Source organism: Fusibacillus kribbianus (assembly GCF_030053595.1).
Lineage (GTDB): Bacteria > Bacillota > Clostridia > Lachnospirales > Lachnospiraceae > Lientehia > Lientehia kribbiana.
Window position 1 is genome coordinate 129536 of record NZ_JASGBQ010000003.1, and the last position, 16283, is coordinate 145818.

The following is a 16283-nucleotide window of genomic DNA, read 5'->3' on the forward strand; positions in this document are numbered from 1 at the left end:
CCAACATATGAAATCAAACCGAAGCTTTGTATTCAAGATTATTGTATCTCTTTTGGCCGTAATCAATCTGATCGCTCTGTTTTTATTAAATTATCAAATTCCGGGATTTCTTCCTTTTTCACAAAAGGATTCTGAAAAGACAGCCGTCGTGTCTGTTTCCGGTTCAAATTCATCAAAATCCGGCTATACGATCCGGTTTGATACAGATACCCTTTCTTATGACGGTACGACAAAGCTTGATCTTTTGAAGGGTGTTTCCCTTGTTTCGCCCGACGGCAAGACGTCTGACATAAAAATTTTTGCCCGTATTCTGGCCGGTGATTCGCTTTCCAGAAAAACAGTTGAATATTCTGCCGACACAGCTGACGGACAGATCACCGCGACACGAAGCTTAAATCTTTCCGGTTACAGCGGGCCGTCTATTACCTTACCGGACACGCTTCCTTCCATCACGGAAGAGCAGCTGGATTCTGTTTTAAACACCATGACGGATATTTATGCAGATGACGGATACGGCAACGATATCACCGATTCTGTTCAGGCAAGCTATACACTGGCCTCCGACGGCACCGGCGGCAATGTTCATTACAAATTCAGCGTCACCAATGCTTTCAATGATTCGGCTCTTGTGGAAGCAGATCTTTCTTTGGGCGCTGCCAAGCCGGTACTTACTCTTTTAAAAACATCTGTGACTATAGAAGCCGGAGATGATTTCAATCCGCTGCGGTATGTGGACTCTGCCGTAGATACAGACGGAAGCTCCCTTTCCCAGCGGATCCGGATCTCGGGAACCGTGGACACAGAAACTCCCGGAACCTACGACCTCACTTATACGGCATCTTCCCCCAGCGGTGAAGTCTCCGATCCGAAAAAACTGACCGTGATTGTTGAATGATTATTTTGTCAAAAAAATCCTCAGGCCCTTTATCGGCTCTGAGGATTTTTTTCAGCAATTATTATTTCAGTGCTTCCAGACGTTTTCTGGAGATCACAGCAGTTCCGGAAAGGAGCGCTGCTGCTGCAACACCATAGATCAGAAGATTTGCTTCCCCTGTCTCAGGTGCCTTGGACGTCGTATTTGTAGTATCGGTAGTGTCTTTTGTTCCAGACGGGCTGGCCTCTGCCATGGCAGTTAAAGACATGCCGAACATCAAAGTGAGCGCACAGAAAACTGCGATTACCTTTTTCTTCATTTTGCTTCCTCCTTTTATTTTAACCAAAATTAATTTACCTTTTCATAAAACACATCCAGGATCAGTTCATAAAGTCCTTCTTCATCCGGAATGAATTCCGCATACTTTTCACCCTTAACGACTTCGCCGGGAACAGAATACATATTACCCTCTGAAAAGCCACCCTGCAAAACAAGCGATGCCAGATATGTGACCTCAGATACTGAGATATCCGTAACCATATATTCCGATGCCGCCTGATACAGTGCAACCGGAACCGTAAGATCTGACTTTGTTTTGGAGATCGTCGTGCCAAGGAAGCTCATCAGATACTGCTTCTGTCTGGCCATACGCATATTATTGGAATCAAGGAGCTCCGTATCTCTGGATCTCACATAAGTGTGGGCCTGCTCCCCCGAAAGAGTCACTGTCTTTCCCACCTGCAGTTCAGAATCCTGACCGGTGAGATCTTCCAGTACCTCCACAGTGACACCGCCCACAGCATCATTCAGAACACTGATTCCGGAATAATCAATGGCTGCATAAGCATTCACCGGCATTCCGTACAGCAGACGAGATACAGAGGCAACCGTATTCTCACAGCTTTTCTCCTTCCCATCACCATAGGCATAAGACAGACAGATCTGCATATTCTCAACGCCCAGATACTTTCCTTCCACATTGTACTTATTCACATCAACCATGGAATCCCTGGAAATGTTGACAAAAGACAACTGCCCCGTCTTTGTATTGAGAACCGCCAGAAAAAGTGCATCTGCCTGGCCATTTTCACCAATATTGTCAAGTCCCGTATCCCGGATCGACTTATCGATGCCCATACAGAGAATACTCACGATATCCTCATTATAACAATATTTTTCTCCTTTGTAAATAATGACTTTTCCAGCTTCCTCAACCTCGGCCTCCTCAGGAGCGGTGATCGTTTCCTCTTCCCTTGTCTCTCTCAGAAGCTTTTCCCCTCTGCTGCGAAGCACAAAAAACGCTGCGACCACAGCAGCAAGAAGAAAAAGGAGCACACACAGAAAAATAACAAACACCTGAAAGGGCTTTATCTTCTTCTTTTTTTTCTGCTGCCTTTTCAGTTTTCTGCGCCGTTTTTTGCTGTATTTGCCATGTCCTCCGGAGCCGCTTTTTTTCCTTCCCTGTATGTCACTGTCTTCCGGACTTCCGGCTCTGATCTGTTCCATCAGCTCCCGATTCAGCATATCAACGTCCGATTCTCTGTTTCTATTTTCCATTCCCATCATCCTTACTCAGAAATACCGCTCACACCTCTGCTGTCCGAGACCAGAACAGCCTGAACTAAATACCTGTAGCTTGTCTGAACTCCGACACAGGTCTCCAGCGTGATAATACGATCATCCACTGTCACATCCACAGCTTCTCTTATATTCGCGTCCATGGCCCGCACATGGAGAATACTGTTCAAATATTCTTCAAATACAGTCGGATCATCAAAATCAAAGGAGTTCATGATATGACGGTCATCATAAGTATAAGAGGCAAATATCTCATAAACCAGGATCCCATCCGGCATATAAATATACACGTAGGGATGCTCATCAAAAAAGGTCTTATCTTCAAACAGGTGAAGGTTCTGGAACATGGATTTGTTCTTCATATTGTGCCCGTATATGACAGTATTGGGATCTGTGAAATCCCTGCTGTTGCAGTCTTCTGTATAAATACAGCCCGCAAACCTGTATTGCTGGTACATATCATGATGCAGGTAGAATTCATCATCCCCTTCCCGCTGGGCAATGGGGTAATTGATATTGGTATCCGGAATCTGTATCCAAGCGTAAAGCTCCGGATTAATATCCTGCAGTGACTTAAAATCTATGGGATTTTCCAGATCCTTGAAAATATTGTCGGGGAGCTCGGCTTCCTCGCCGTCTATTTCTCCTGTAAACACATAAGTCTCCGGTTCTGTCTCCTGCTCTGTCTGCGGCTCTGTGGCTGTTTCCTGAATCTCTTCATATTGCTTCTGTGCCGCATAGTCCTGAACCAGATACCAGGCCACAAATCCCAGGCAGCAGATACATCCAACCAGGGAGAGGACCAGAATCATCCTCCAGAAACGTCTCTTTTTTTCCATGGTCATTGCTTTCCTTTCTACTACTTTACCTTTTCCAGAGTATTGCCCCGGATCTCATAAATATGATCACTCATGGTGAGAACACTGGGACGGTGTGTTGTCACAATACAAGTCCTGTTCTTCCCGTATGTCATGATATTTTTGAGGACGCGCTCTTCTATCTCCATATCGAGAGCCGATGTTGCCTCGTCCAGAAGAAGGACCGGTGCATCCCGCAGGAGTGCCCTGGCAATGGCCAGCCGCTGCGCCTGCCCTTCGGAAAATCCTGTTCCCCGCTCACCGATACTGCTGTTGATTCCCTGAGGAAGCTGTTCGATAAATTCGTAGGCACATCCTGCCTTCAGTGCTTCTATGATTTCTTCATCCGTTGCGTCTCTTTTTACCATACGCATATTTTCTGCCACGGTTCCTGCAAACACCGTATTGCCCTGCGGTACATAGCCGAAAAACTTTCTGGTTGCCGAGGAGACCGGACAGCGTACTCCATCTGCTCCAATGAGCTCTGCCCTGCCGGAAACGGGATAAATGAGTCCCAAAAGCAGTCGGATCAATGTCGTTTTTCCCTCGCCGGAAGGCCCGATGATCGCAACAAGTTCTCCCTTATCCGCACGGAAATCTCCTTTGCATACCACCTGGTTTCCTTCTCTGTAGGTTACATCTACCCGGCAAAGCTCCACAGACAATCCGTCTTTCTTCTGCTTTTCCAGTTCCTCTACAGCATCCTCCTCCAGTATCTGCTCCTTTTCAAGCTCGGCAACTGCCATCAGACGTCCCGCACACGTCGTCGCACTGATCGCAGACGGTACGACCTGTACCAGCGAAGAAAAAGACGAAGAAAGAGAATTGGCCATCTGAAGGAACATGATCATGGTTCCCGTTGTGATATAGCCGCTCCAGAGACGGTAAACGCTCCAGCCGAAGCAGATATAGGAAACGACCATTCCCACAATGGACATGAAGGAGGAGGTATATACAGAAAATCTGTTATACTCAAGCATTTTATTTTTATAATGCTGCTGCAGCTTTCTCAATTTATCCCGGAACAGACTCATGAGACCAAAGGCCTTTACTGTCTGCAGATTCTGAAACGCGTCATTCTGGAAAGACATCAGATCACTGCTGATCTGCCGCATTTCCTTATTGTACCGCCTCATCCGTTTCATCAGATAACCGGACACCAGAACCATGACCGGAGCGCTTAACAGCGCAATAAACGCCATCACCGGATCATAATAAAAGATGATTCCAAAGGCCCCCAGAAACTGTATCATCCTGGTGATCAGATTTGGAATCCATCCAATCACGCTCCCTGCCACTGTGCTTACATCACTGTTCAGCCGGTTCAGAAGATCTCCGCTCCGAAACTCATGGAGAGACTCCCAATCTGTATCGATGACCTTATCAAATATATCCGCCTGAAGCTCATTCTGTACTTCCACATTGATCCTGGCCGATATCCGGCTGATGACAGCCTTTGAAATAATATTTCCCAATGCCATGAATACGATCACTGCAGCCATAAGACCGATACGGCTCCTCTGTACACCCGTCACCGCATCGATCAGGTACTTGGAAACCACACTGCCGCCCAGGCTCATGCAGGTGCTGAAGATTCCTGCTGCAATATAAAAACAAATGGATGCCCAATATCTTTTCGTATACTGATACATCCACTTTGCCTCTTTGTACATTTCCTTCAGATATCCTTCGCGTATCTTTCCGAAGGCCTTCCTTATCATTCCCATAAAATCTGTCCCGAATTCGTATTTTTAACGATTATACCACTATTTGCCCGGGCAGACAAGGCTGTATATTTTTATGGCCGCCCTTCTGAAAGGGATCATATGAAGCCATACCAGACGGAAAAATTCCCACCAGAAGTTCCCCGGTCTCAGCCATTTTCCTTTTCTGCATACAGCCTTGATCAGACCGAATATCTGATCCTCTTCTATGGGACCCTCCGTCACAGTCTGGGCATCTCCGATAAAATAATACTGTTTTTTTCCGTTTCTTCCGGGACGGACAAAGCGGATCCGGTGCATCACATACTGACCGGACACCCTCTGAAAAAAGGCCATATCTCCTTTTTTTAAAGGCCTGTCCACCCTGCTGATCAATATTTTATCTCTCTCATGGACGAGGAAGGGAGACATGCTGTTTCCTGTCAGGATCAGCGCAGCCTCTCTCCCCTCCTTCAGGATCTCTTTTACTGTATTCAGATACAAGTCTGTATCTACTTTTTTAATAGGAATATCATTCTGCATTGCTTTATTCCTGTCGCTATTCTTCGTCCTTTGTCATAGCTGCTTCCTCACGTGGAGACTGACCGCATATCATATATTCGGGCACAAGCTCCTTCATCCGTATCCTGATATCTTCCGCCTCATCAAAAGCCATCCTGACAAGTGCTTCCACCTTGCCCCTGATATCTGTGCAGTCCACTTCTGCCGGATGGGCCACAAAGATCCTCTCATTGACGGTTTTCGTCAGGTTCTTCTCATTGATCAGCATCTCTTCATAAAGCTTTTCACCGGGACGCAGGCCGACGAATTCTATCTTGATATCTTTATCCGGTGTGTAGCCATATAGACGGATCATCTTTTTTGCCAGCTCCAGGATCTTCACCGGCTCTCCCATGTCCAGAATAAAGATTTCTCCTCTCTTTGCCAGAGCTCCGCACTGGAGTACCAGATTAACTGCCTCAGGGATCGTCATAAAATAACGGATGATATCCGGATGGGTCACCGTCACCGGTCCGCCTTCCTCGATCTGCTTTTTAAATAAAGGGATCACGCTTCCGTTGCTGCCAAGTACATTGCCGAAACGTACAGCCGCGAATTCTGTCTTTGACTCCTGGGCGAAGCCCTGGATGATCAGCTCGCAGATCCGCTTGGATGCCCCCATTACATTGGTAGGCCGTACCGCTTTATCTGTGGAGATCAGCACCATTTTCTTTGCACCAAACTGACTGGCCGCACGGGCAACTGTCCAGGTTCCAAGCACATTGTTCTTGACAGCCTCACAGGGGCTGTCCTCCATAAGCGGCACATGCTTGTGGGCTGCCGCATGAAAAACAAGATCAGGATGGTAGGTCTTAAAAATCGAATTCACACGCCGTTCATTCCGTACAGAACCGATGAGGACTTCAAGGTCCAGATCCGGATGTTTTTTCAGAAGTTCGTTCCGGATATCATAAGCATTATTCTCATAAATATCAAAGATGATCAGCTTGCCCGGATGGTGGAGTGCCAGCTGCCTGCAGATCTCACTTCCTATAGAGCCTCCCCCTCCTGTGACGAGGATCACTTTACCGGAAACGTAGTCCATGATCTCTTCCATCTCAAGCTTCACAGGTTCCCTTCCCAGAAGATCCTCGATTTCCACCTGCCGCAGCATGGAAACGCTGACCTCTTCATTGACCAGCTGATAAATTCCCGGAAGTGTAAGGATCTTACAGCAGGTAGTCTGGCAGATCTCCAGAAGCTCTTTCTGCGCTTTCCTGGGCAGGGTAGGAATTGCAATAACGATTTCTTCGATCTGATACTTCTCCGCAAACTCCGGAATGCTTTCCTTATTTCCTACCACAGGAATCCCCTGCAGATATGTACCGATCTTGTTCGGATCATCGTCAATGATACAGGGTATCTTCCGATTCAGATGCTTACTGTTTTTCATTTCCCGCACGATCATATACCCTGCGGAACCGGCGCCTACGATCATGGTACAGACCGGCCTCTGTTTTCTATGATTTGCCAGATTATGTCTGGCGATTCTCAGAAAACGATAAGAAAAACGGCTGACTACCGTCAGGCAGGTGAGGAGCAGCAGATAAAGAAAAGGATAGCTCCTGGGGACCGGCAGATCAAAAAGCCGCATGCCTAAAAACTGCATGACAGTAGAGATCACCACTGCAAAAAGTACATTTTTCAGTTCAACGATACTGGCAAAACGCCAAAGACTGCTGTACAGTCGGAATGCCCAGAAGATCAGAAGTGTACATCCTATGTTCGGAAGTATGTAATTGCGGACTGATCCCATAAACTGCGGCTCAATCACCGTAAAGCGAAAATCATACCGTATCCACAAAGCACCGGCCATACTGACAATGATCAGGAGCACATCCAGAAGAAGAAGTGCCATACTGCGGAGCATCATATCTTTATTATTTTTAATCATAAAGCCTTTCATACTCTACTTTCATCCTATTAACATTAATCATTGTTAATTTCCCTTATCTTTAAGCATGCGCTTAAAAACCGAGTTTGTCAATATTATATTTTTGTCAATTACTGTTAAAAAACCGTAAAAAAGGAGCTACAGCTCCCAATGAGGCTGGGAGCTGCAGCATATTGATCAATGCCCGGCTTTTCGATGTCCATGTGAATATTCACGGCACGAAGTGCTCCTCCATGTCCGTTTGTTACATATCATCCTGCCTTTCTCTGCCCTCCATTTCTTCCAGAGCCCGCAGCCGGATCCGTTTTTTCCGTTTTGACAACGCAGCCATATACCAGACAAACTCCAGGCCGATGACGCCAAATACCACCCAGATAAACCAGGCTCCCAGGTCACGGCAGGAAGCAGAGGAGACTATAATATACACGAACATCAGAAGAACGGCCGCATCGGTCCATGCCAGATAGGTTCTTGTGAGGCAGAGCCCCACCTGCATATCCTCCTCCGTGACAAGGTCCTTCAGTTTTTTGGAATACAGGCCTTCCGGGGTCGTCCCGTATTTGATAAACAGCATAGCGATGAAATGGCAGCCGTAAACAAAAAACAGGAGGATCACCAGAAGAAACAGCATTCCCTTTCCGCTCCAATTATCCACCACTCCTGCCGAATTGTAATGGGTGGGGATCTGGGCGGGGATATACTTCCAGAAGACAAACAGAAAGATCGTTGTCAGCCAGACACTTCCATGGATAATACAGTTTGCGATCCGATAACTGACCCTGTACGTTTTCATTCCTGCTCCCCCTTCCTTCCCTTTTTCCGTTTCCGGACAGCCTCCGTCAGAAGGTACTCGATCTGCCCGTTGATGGAACGAAAATCATCCTCCGCCCACTCTGCCAAATCATTCCAGAGGGTCGGAGACAGCCGCAAAAGCACCTGCTTTTTCGTTTTCTCTTTCTCGTTCTTTTTTTCGGGCATTCCTTCACCACCATTCTTATGCTGCGGCTCCAGTCCCTCGATCCGGCTTACGCCGCAGGTCATATAACTATATGATACAAATCAACTGCGATTAATAGATACTTCCGCTGTTCACAATAGGCTGTGCGTCCTTATTGCCGCAGAGTACCACCAGAAGATTGCTGACCATGGCTGCCTTCCGTTCCTCGTCAAGCTCCACCACCTCATTTTCGCTGAGCTTATCCAGAGCCATTTCCACCATGCCCACAGCGCCCTCCACGATCTTCTGTCTCGCGGCGATGACGGCCACCGCCTGCTGTCTCTGGAGCATGGCCGAGGCGATCTCCGGTGCGTAGGACAGATGGGTGATCTGTACGTCACTGACCTCCAGACCGGCATCCTTTACCCGCTCCTGAAGCTCATGGCGCATCCTTTCCGCCACCTCTCTGGTGCTGCCGCGCAGGGTCTTTTCATCGGCGTCGTTGTTGGGATTGCCGTCGTCCGCCACATCGTAAGGATAGAGGCGGGACACGTTCCGGATCACAGAATCACATTGGATGGACAAAAACGTCTTGTAATTGTTTACATTGAATACGGCTTTGGTGGGATTTACCACCCTCCAGATGACCACAGCGCCCACAATGACCGGATTACCCAGCTGGTCATTGACCTTCTGCTTCTCATTGTTCAGGGTCATGGTCTTCATGGAAACCTTTCTGCCTGTACTCATGGAGATGGAAATATTTCCCGTGGTGATCGCTGCATCCGGCTTCGCCGCCGGGTTTACCGCCACACAGAAGGGATTGACCAGATAAAAGCCCTCCTCCTTGATCGTACCGTAATAATTGCCGAAAAGGACCAGCACCAGCGCTTCCTTTGGCGCCACCACCTTCAGTCCCAGAAGAGGGAGCATCGTCAGGCAGACAGACAGAATTCCCACCGACAGTACAAGTCCCATGGCCACTCCCTCAAGCAGCAGCGCACTGCACAGGATCGCAGCCGCACCCGCCAGCAAAAAGAAAAGCGCCAGCATGATTCCAAGCATACCGCTCACCGGCTCAAGTTCCTTTTCCTCTGAAAAATCAACCTTCATGATACCCTCCCATCTGCGCCTTCCGGCGCTCCTTTTTATGAATGATATTATTTTGATATCAATTAGATAGTATCACCGGGTGTTGGAAATGTCAATTGCCATTGACACAAAAAAGCCGCCGGAAAAAGCATTTTTGCCCTCTCCGACGGCTTTTTATGTATTCCGTTTATTTTTCTTCTCTGGGCTTCATGAAGCATTCCAGTACAGGGATCAGGATAAAGGCCACAATGCCCGCCGTGAATCCGCCGTTATACAGCAAGAAGCCTCCATGAAGAGCCGGTACGCTGGTGACGAGGATCGCATGGATAGCGCCGGCTGCCACCCCTGCCGGGAAACCGAATCGGCCTGCCACCGGCGCCAGGCCGCTGGCGAAGGCCATGCCCACCAGGATCCCCTGGGTAGTCAGGGTCCAGCTCTGAGCCGGCACAACACCTGCCATCGCCATGAAGAAGGGAAGCAGGGAAGCCAGTGCATATCCAATCATGATGGGGAACACATTTCTGGGATGAGTTCCCTGGGCGCTGAATGCCATCATGCACATGATAGCGCCCATAGTAGCACCAGTGAATTTTGCCCCGGTAAACACCACGTCTCCGTCCGCCACAGCCATTCCGCGGACCAGATTGAAATACAGCAGCACGAAGATCCCGTAAATACCGATGTTGACCAGTGTGGCCGGGATTCCGAATTTTTCGGTAAAATCTGTTTTATAGCTGTCGCTCTTCCAGAGCGCCCTGTAGTTTTTGAAGCACTCCCTGTCCAGCATATATGCCGCAGCAAGACAGAGAACGAATACGATCAGGAAGAACACACTGACAAATACCTGATAACCGTCACCCAGCTTCGTGTTTGTGGGCACCTCAACCCCCGGTGACTTGAAAAAGATACAGAACATGAGGAACGCCAGGAAGCCTGCCGCCGGTCCTGCATTGTATAAATCATAGCCCTTGTGGAATGCCGGAGCATGTGCACAGAGGGCAGGCATCACGCAGCCCACCACAATGCCGAAGATCACTGTGCCGATGAGGCCCACCACGGAAAAGCCGCTGACCTCTGCATTGGGATAACGGAACATGAACTCGCTGGCGAAGGGTGCCAGTGCCGTGGAGAACATGGCCAGATTGGCCACACTTCCGAAGGATACCTTCTTGATCCTGGAATACACAAAAACACCCAGGAAGAACGGCCACATATTGACCGGATTCATACCGAAGGTGGCAAATCCCACATTCAGCCAAAAGGCTGCCACCGTAAGACCGGTACATCTGGCCTTTGTCACATACAGCAGAGCGCAGCAAAACAGCGCCACAAGACCCGTATTCAGAAAGGCACTCCCAAGACCGCCCAGAACAAAATAATCCATGGTAAACTGAGCCGGATGGGTCCAGATTGCCCAAAGCCCCGGAAACAGATTTCCGTAATCGCCCGCGCACAGAGCGCCGATCACAAACGCGACGGAGAATCCGAACAGGATCCGAAGAATCATTTTGCTGTTATCCACCGTTTTCTCTTTCATACTGCATACCTTCTTTCCCTAAGTATCAAACCCACTGTGACAGCCGCCGGCCTTCTGCCGCAGATAACAGAAAAGGCAGCATTCGCAAACACAAATGCTGCCCAGACGGTCGGCTCATATGGATTCCGGCTACACCGTGTTTTTCACGTTTGTCCGTCAGTAACCGAAACCTTATATTATGTTAAGAATATAACACAGTTTTCAGACTCCGTCAACCCATTTTGCAAATTATTCTGCGTTGGCCTTCTCGACTCTTGTAATGGCTGTCTTGACCATGGGGATACGGCAGTTCTTGTTTCCGCCGAATTCCACGATAACCATATCATCGGTAATGTCGATGATCACACCGTAAAAACCGCTGGTGGTCTCCACGCTGTCACCAACCTCCATGCTGGCGATGAGAGCCTGCAGCTGCTTCTGCTGCTTTCTCTGAGGACGAATTGCGATAAAATACATGAAAGCGATGATGACTACAATGTAAATGACCCAGAATCCTACACCGCCCATGCCGCTGGCTGCTAATAAATTCATATCTGTTCTCCTTTTTCCTCACAGGAGCCTTCCATCCGCTCCAGTTTTTCTTTTTTATACTCGGCAAAGCGATGATTCTCGATCGCTTCCCGTATCTCACTCATCATTGTATTATAAAAATAAAGATTATGCAAGACGCAAAAACGCATTCCCAGCATTTCTTTGGCTTTCAAAAGATGCCGGATATATGCTCTGCTGTAACGCCTGCACACCGGACAGCCGCAGCCCTCCTCAATGGGACGAGTATCCAGCTCATATTTGGCATTAAAAAGGTTCAGCTTTCCGTAATTGGTATACACATGTCCGTGACGCCCGTTGCGTGAAGGATAGACACAGTCGAAGAAATCCACGCCCCGCTCCACTGCCTCCAGGATATTGGCCGGTGTGCCGACCCCCATCAGATAGGTGGGCTTCTCCTCCGGCAGATGAGGTACTGTCACGTCCAGAATGTGATACATTTCCTCATGACTCTCCCCCACAGCCAGTCCGCCAATGGCATAGCCGTCCAGATCCATTTCCGCGATCTCCGCCGCATGGCGGATACGGACATCGTCAAGAACAGCGCCCTGATTGATCCCAAACAGAAGCTGATGAGGATTGATGGTGTCGGGAAGGCCGTTCAGCCGCTCCATCTCCGCTTTGCAGCGGGCCAGCCATCTGGTGGTCCGTGCCACGGATGCTTCGATATAGTCCCGCTCTGCCTTGGCCGGCGCACATTCATCAAAGGCCATGGCAATGGTGGAGGCCAGATTGGACTGAATCTGCATGCTCTCCTCCGGTCCCATGAAGATCTTTCGTCCGTCCACATGGGAGTTAAAATACACGCCCTCTTCCTTTATCTTCCGCAGCCCCGCCAGGGAAAACACCTGAAAGCCGCCGGAATCGGTGAGAATGGGCTTGTCCCAGGACATAAACCGGTGAAGACCGCCAAGCTTTTTCACCACCTGGTCGCCGGGCCGCACATGAAGATGGTAGGTGTTGGAAAGCTCGATCTGTGTCCCGATCTGTTCCAGATCGGAGGTGGCGACGGCACCCTTGATGGCCGCCGCCGTTCCTACATTCATAAATACGGGAGTTTCCACAGTCCCGTGGACAGTCTCAAGCCTGGCACGCTTGGCCCGTCCGTCCTTTGTCAGTATTTTATACATAGATTATTTCTGCTCTTTTGCCTTTAACTTGGTCTTCATCAGATACCAGATCGGTCCGGTCAGGAATACGGAGGAATATGCTCCGCAGATGATGCCGACGATCAGCGGCATGGCAAATTCCCGGATGGAGGATACGCCCAGAATAAACAGGACAAATACCATGATGAAGGTGGTCAGTGAGGTATAGATGCTTCTGCTCAGAGTCTGATTGATGCTTAAATTCACCACATCGGCCAGATCCGCCCTGGTGCCCATGGCCTTCATGTTTTCGCGGATCCGGTCGAAGATCACGATGGTCGCATTGATGGAATAACCGACGATGGTCAGCATACATGCGATAAAGGTGTTTCCGACACTCCATTTGGTGATGGCATAGAAGGCCAGAACCACCAGCACATCATGAACAAGGGCAAAGACCGCACTTGTTGCAAACCGGATATCCTTGAACCGGAACCAGATATAGATCAGCATGAAAATGGTAGCCACGATCACGGCGATGACGGCATCCCGCTTCATCTCCGAGCTTACGGTGGCGCTGATGCTGTCCGCCTTGATGTTTTCCTTGTCCACACCGTAGGCAGCCACCAGCTTGTCGTTGAGGCTTTCTCTCTCCTCCACGGAAAGAGTTCGTGTCTTGATGATGACCTCGTTGGTACCGGTCACCTTCTGCGTCTCCACATTGGCATCGCCGGTAACCTCTTCCACCAGAGGAATCACGTCGCTGTGGATGGTATCCATGGACATGTCCTCGTTGAAGGTCACATTGGTGGAGGTGCCGCCCTTAAATTCCAGACTGTAATTCAAAATGCTGCCCTGGCTGCCGTTTGCATACACGCCCATGGCCACGAAACCGGCTGCGATGACTGCCAGAGAGCAGATGATGCAGACCATCTTCTTTTTGACGAAATTGATCTTCTTCGGCGGCTTTGCTTTTCCATACAGCTTCTCTGACTGGAAGCCAATGCTGTAAAGAGCATTCAGCGCCAGTTTTGTGACCACAAGCGCTGTGAACATGGAAAGCACGATGCCGAGAGCCAGTGTCTGCGCGAAGCCCTTGACGGTGCCGGAGCCTCTCCAGAGAAGCACTGCCGCTGCGATCAGAGTGGTCACGTTGCCGTCCACAATGGCAGAAAGAGCTCTGCGGAAGCCTTCCTTAATGGCGGATTTTACAGTTCGTCCCGCTGCCAGTTCTTCACGGATTCTGGCAAAAATGATCACATTGGCGTCTACGGCCATACCGATGGACAGAATGATACCGGCAATACCGGGCAAAGTCAGGGTAATATCAAAAGCACTTAAGAATACGATCACGAGAGCTACATAGAAGGCCAGAGCGATGGCTGCCGCCACACCGGGGATCCAGTAAATGGCAATCATCAGAACAGCCACCAGGATAAAGCCGATGAGGCCTGCCTTGAGGCTGGTGGAGATCGCATCCTGTCCCAGCTTTGCTCCTACCACATTGGAACGGATCTCCTTAAGCTCCAGAGGCAGGGAACCGATCCGGATGGTGGAAGCCAGCTGGCTTGCCTCCTCGTAGGAAGACTGGCCGTCGATGCTGCAGTTTCCTCCGGTGATCTTCTCCTTCACCGTAGGAGCAGACACCGTCTTTCCGTCATAAACAATGGAGATCGCCTGTCCCACAAATTTTTCGGTTGCCTCGGCAAATTTCTGACTGCCCTCATCGTTGAGCTGCAGGGAAACGGAGTATTCCGTTGCACCGGTCAGCTGATTTTTCTTACCCGCAGGCTGTGCATCCTTCACATCATCACCGGTGAGGACCACATTGCCGTCGGGATCCTTGAAGGCCAGAGTACCGGGCTGACCCAGCTCCTCCAGGATCTTGTTGGCATCGGACACACCGGGAATATCCACATTGATCCGGTTGGAGCCCTCCTGGTAAACCTCAGCCTCATTGCTGTAGCCGTCCACACGAAGCTTCAGCTTGTAGATGGTATCCTGCATGTCCGTTTCGGAAGGATTCTCATCTACGGTCTGATAGGTAATGCTGACACCGCCGGCCAGATCCAGGCCCAGCTTGATGTCGCTCATACTTCCGGAGCCGTCGCTGCCCAGTCCCATCAGAGCCGTATAGTAAAGGCCTGCGACAAGGACCAGCAGAACCAGCAGACAGAGGATACCCTTTCCCCGTCCGGAATTCTTCTTTGCATAGGTTTTCATTGTATTCTCTCCTTTTTAAGACTCATCCGCCAAAGCGGCCTTTATCATGATCGCACACTCGATCCGCTTCTTCTGCATCTCACAGCCAATGTCATAGGCTCCGGTGATCGAGCCATTAAAATTCCAGGAATTGGCCGCACAGCCGCCGCTGCAGTAAAATCTGGCAAAGCAGTCCCTGCACTTTTCCTTGGCATAGACATTGCAGAGCTTGAACTCGTCGCGGACCTGCGTGTTTGTCACTCCGGTGTCCACATTGCCCAGCAGGAATTCCTCCTGCCCCACGAACTGATGGCAGGGATAAAGGTCTCCCCAGGGTGTCACAGCCAGATATTCCGTGCCGGATCCGCAGCCGGACAGCCGTTTTGCCACACAGGGGCCCTGACTTAAATCGATCATAAAATGGAAGAAGTTAAAGCCCCTTCCCTCTTTCTTTCTCTTAATAAACTCCTTTGCCAGACGGTCATACTCGGAAAGGATCTTCGGAAGATCTTCTTCCCGGATGGAATAATCCGCCTCCGGAGGCGCAACCACCGGCTCCACAGAGATCTGATCAAAGCCTTCGTCGGCAAAATGCAGCACATCCTCGGCAAAATCCAAATTATATCTGGTGAAGGTTCCCCGGATATAATAGCTCTTATCCCCGCGCTTCTTTGCAAACTCCTTGAACTTCGGCATAATGATATCGTAGCTGGAGCCCTTTCCGTTCCTGGTGGGACGCATCCTGTCGTTGATCTCCTTGCGGCCGTCAATGCTTAAGACCACATTTGCCATTTCCTTATTGACGAAATCAATGACCTCATCGGTCATCAGCATGCCGTTGGTGGTGATGGTAAAACGGAAATTCTTGTTGTGCTCCTTCTCCTGGGACCGTCCGTAGGCCACCAGCTTTTTCACCACCTCCCAGTTCATGAGGGGCTCACCGCCAAAGAAATCCACCTCCAGGTTCCTGCGGTTTCCGGAGTTGGCAATCAGAAAATCCAAGGCCTTTTTTCCTACCTCATAGCTCATGATAGCACGGCGGCCGTGGTACTCTCCTTCCTCCGCAAAGCAGTATTTGCAGCCCAGGTTGCAGTCATGGGCCACATGGAGACACAGGGCCTTTACCACAGTCTTTCTGCTCTTGAAATCCTTCACATACTGCTCATAAATATCCTCGGTGAACAGAAGGCCTTCGCTTTTCAGCTCCTCGATCTCCTCCAGAGCCTCCTCCACCTCTTTCTCGGGATATTTTCCCGAAAGAGCGCCGCTCACGGCCTCTTTTCCTTCTTTATCATAGACGGCCACCGCATCATAGACCACGTCATCCACCACGTGAACTGCTCCGCTGCACACATCCATGACAATATTGTATCCGTTGTTTTTATACTGATGGATCACAGTATCCAAGCTC

The 16283-nt window shown here is 49.5% G+C and carries 15 protein-coding genes and 1 riboswitch; of the genes, 1 reads left to right on the top strand and 14 read right to left on the bottom strand.

Going from position 1 to position 16283, the window contains the following annotated elements:
- Window positions 1-7: 7 nt before the first annotated feature.
- Window positions 8-895 (top strand): immunoglobulin-like domain-containing protein, encoded by an 888-nt coding sequence (locus tag QJ036_RS03630; protein ID WP_283230078.1) that lies wholly within the window; start codon window positions 8-10, stop codon window positions 893-895.
- A 61-nt stretch (window positions 896-956) separates the two neighbouring features.
- On the opposite strand, the gene QJ036_RS03635 is transcribed toward QJ036_RS03630, so the two are convergent.
- The 14 genes from QJ036_RS03635 to scfB all read right to left on the bottom strand — a co-directional run bounded on the left by QJ036_RS03635 (window position 957) and on the right by scfB (window position 16270).
- A complete protein-coding gene (locus tag QJ036_RS03635; RefSeq protein WP_283230079.1) occupies window positions 957-1193 on the bottom strand; it encodes an LPXTG cell wall anchor domain-containing protein in 237 nt (78 codons plus the stop codon).
- 29 nt (window positions 1194-1222) lie between these two features.
- Window positions 1223-2431 (bottom strand): LCP family protein, encoded by a 1209-nt coding sequence (locus QJ036_RS03640; RefSeq protein WP_283230080.1) that lies wholly within the window; start codon window positions 2429-2431, stop codon window positions 1223-1225.
- 11 nt (window positions 2432-2442) lie between these two features.
- Entirely contained in the window at window positions 2443-3291 is an 849-nt protein-coding gene (locus tag QJ036_RS03645; RefSeq protein WP_283230081.1) for a class B sortase, read from the bottom strand.
- Between the two features lie 20 nt (window positions 3292-3311).
- Complete coding sequence (locus QJ036_RS03650; RefSeq protein WP_283230082.1) at window positions 3312-5036, bottom strand: ABC transporter ATP-binding protein; 1725 nt, start codon at window positions 5034-5036, stop codon at window positions 3312-3314.
- A 39-nt stretch (window positions 5037-5075) separates the two neighbouring features.
- Window positions 5076-5555, bottom strand: a complete 480-nt coding sequence (locus QJ036_RS03655) for a S24/S26 family peptidase (RefSeq protein ID WP_283230083.1) — start codon at window positions 5553-5555, stop codon at window positions 5076-5078.
- Window positions 5556-5571: 16 nt separating this feature from the next.
- Window positions 5572-7479 carry a polysaccharide biosynthesis protein gene (locus QJ036_RS03660; protein ID WP_283230084.1) on the bottom strand — a complete coding sequence of 636 codons (1908 nt, stop codon included), beginning with the start codon at window positions 7477-7479 and terminating at the stop codon, window positions 5572-5574.
- A gap of 232 nt (window positions 7480-7711) precedes the next feature.
- Window positions 7712-8260 (bottom strand): DUF1648 domain-containing protein, encoded by a 549-nt coding sequence (locus QJ036_RS03665; RefSeq protein ID WP_283230085.1) that lies wholly within the window; start codon window positions 8258-8260, stop codon window positions 7712-7714.
- Window positions 8257-8445: a type II toxin-antitoxin system antitoxin gene (locus tag QJ036_RS03670; RefSeq protein WP_283230086.1), complete on the bottom strand. Its 189-nt coding sequence runs from the start codon at window positions 8443-8445 to the stop codon at window positions 8257-8259. The genes QJ036_RS03665 and QJ036_RS03670 overlap by 4 nt, the downstream gene beginning before the upstream one ends.
- Window positions 8446-8536: 91 nt before the next feature.
- The gene (locus tag QJ036_RS03675; RefSeq protein WP_283230087.1) at window positions 8537-9517 is read right to left on the bottom strand and encodes an SPFH domain-containing protein; all 981 of its coding nucleotides are present in this window, start codon (window positions 9515-9517) and stop codon (window positions 8537-8539) included.
- Window positions 9518-9683: 166 nt separating this feature from the next.
- Complete coding sequence (locus QJ036_RS03680; RefSeq protein ID WP_283230088.1) at window positions 9684-11033, bottom strand: DUF1576 domain-containing protein; 1350 nt, start codon at window positions 11031-11033, stop codon at window positions 9684-9686.
- A gap of 92 nt (window positions 11034-11125) precedes the next feature.
- Window positions 11126-11207: riboswitch (ZMP/ZTP riboswitch) on the bottom strand.
- Window positions 11208-11261: 54 nt separating this feature from the next.
- A complete protein-coding gene (gene yajC, locus QJ036_RS03685) occupies window positions 11262-11564 on the bottom strand; it encodes a preprotein translocase subunit YajC (RefSeq protein WP_283230089.1) in 303 nt (100 codons plus the stop codon).
- Window positions 11561-12712 (bottom strand): tRNA guanosine(34) transglycosylase Tgt, encoded by a 1152-nt coding sequence (tgt, locus tag QJ036_RS03690; protein ID WP_283230090.1) that lies wholly within the window; start codon window positions 12710-12712, stop codon window positions 11561-11563. The genes yajC and tgt overlap by 4 nt, the downstream gene beginning before the upstream one ends.
- 3 nt (window positions 12713-12715) lie before the next feature.
- On the bottom strand, window positions 12716-14893 hold the full coding sequence (gene secD / locus QJ036_RS03695) for a protein translocase subunit SecD (RefSeq protein ID WP_283230091.1): 2178 nt from the start codon (window positions 14891-14893) through the stop codon (window positions 12716-12718).
- 15 nt (window positions 14894-14908) lie between these two features.
- Window positions 14909-16270 (bottom strand): thioether cross-link-forming SCIFF peptide maturase, encoded by a 1362-nt coding sequence (scfB, locus tag QJ036_RS03700; protein ID WP_283230092.1) that lies wholly within the window; start codon window positions 16268-16270, stop codon window positions 14909-14911.
- Window positions 16271-16283: the final 13 nt, after the last annotated feature.

Bases quoted from the DNA above. Each gene is read 5' to 3' on its own strand.
- QJ036_RS03680 (WP_283230088.1), bottom strand. From the start codon at position 11,033: ATGAAAGAGAAAACGGTGGATAACAGCAAAATGATTCTTCGGATCCTG.
- secD (WP_283230091.1), bottom strand. From the start codon at position 14,893: ATGAAAACCTATGCAAAGAAGAATTCCGGACGGGGAAAGGGTATCCTC.
- tgt (WP_283230090.1), bottom strand. From the start codon at position 12,712: ATGTATAAAATACTGACAAAGGACGGACGGGCCAAGCGTGCCAGGCTT.
- QJ036_RS03665 (WP_283230085.1), bottom strand. From the start codon at position 8,260: ATGAAAACGTACAGGGTCAGTTATCGGATCGCAAACTGTATTATCCAT.
- QJ036_RS03635 (WP_283230079.1), bottom strand. From the start codon at position 1,193: ATGAAGAAAAAGGTAATCGCAGTTTTCTGTGCGCTCACTTTGATGTTC.
- QJ036_RS03650 (WP_283230082.1), bottom strand. From the start codon at position 5,036: ATGGGAATGATAAGGAAGGCCTTCGGAAAGATACGCGAAGGATATCTG.
- QJ036_RS03675 (WP_283230087.1), bottom strand. From the start codon at position 9,517: ATGAAGGTTGATTTTTCAGAGGAAAAGGAACTTGAGCCGGTGAGCGGT.
- QJ036_RS03630 (WP_283230078.1), top strand. From the start codon at position 8: ATGAAATCAAACCGAAGCTTTGTATTCAAGATTATTGTATCTCTTTTG.
- QJ036_RS03670 (WP_283230086.1), bottom strand. From the start codon at position 8,445: ATGCCCGAAAAAAAGAACGAGAAAGAGAAAACGAAAAAGCAGGTGCTT.
- QJ036_RS03640 (WP_283230080.1), bottom strand. From the start codon at position 2,431: ATGGAAAATAGAAACAGAGAATCGGACGTTGATATGCTGAATCGGGAG.
- yajC (WP_283230089.1), bottom strand. From the start codon at position 11,564: ATGAATTTATTAGCAGCCAGCGGCATGGGCGGTGTAGGATTCTGGGTC.
- QJ036_RS03655 (WP_283230083.1), bottom strand. From the start codon at position 5,555: ATGCAGAATGATATTCCTATTAAAAAAGTAGATACAGACTTGTATCTG.
- QJ036_RS03645 (WP_283230081.1), bottom strand. From the start codon at position 3,291: ATGGAAAAAAAGAGACGTTTCTGGAGGATGATTCTGGTCCTCTCCCTG.
- QJ036_RS03660 (WP_283230084.1), bottom strand. From the start codon at position 7,479: ATGAAAGGCTTTATGATTAAAAATAATAAAGATATGATGCTCCGCAGT.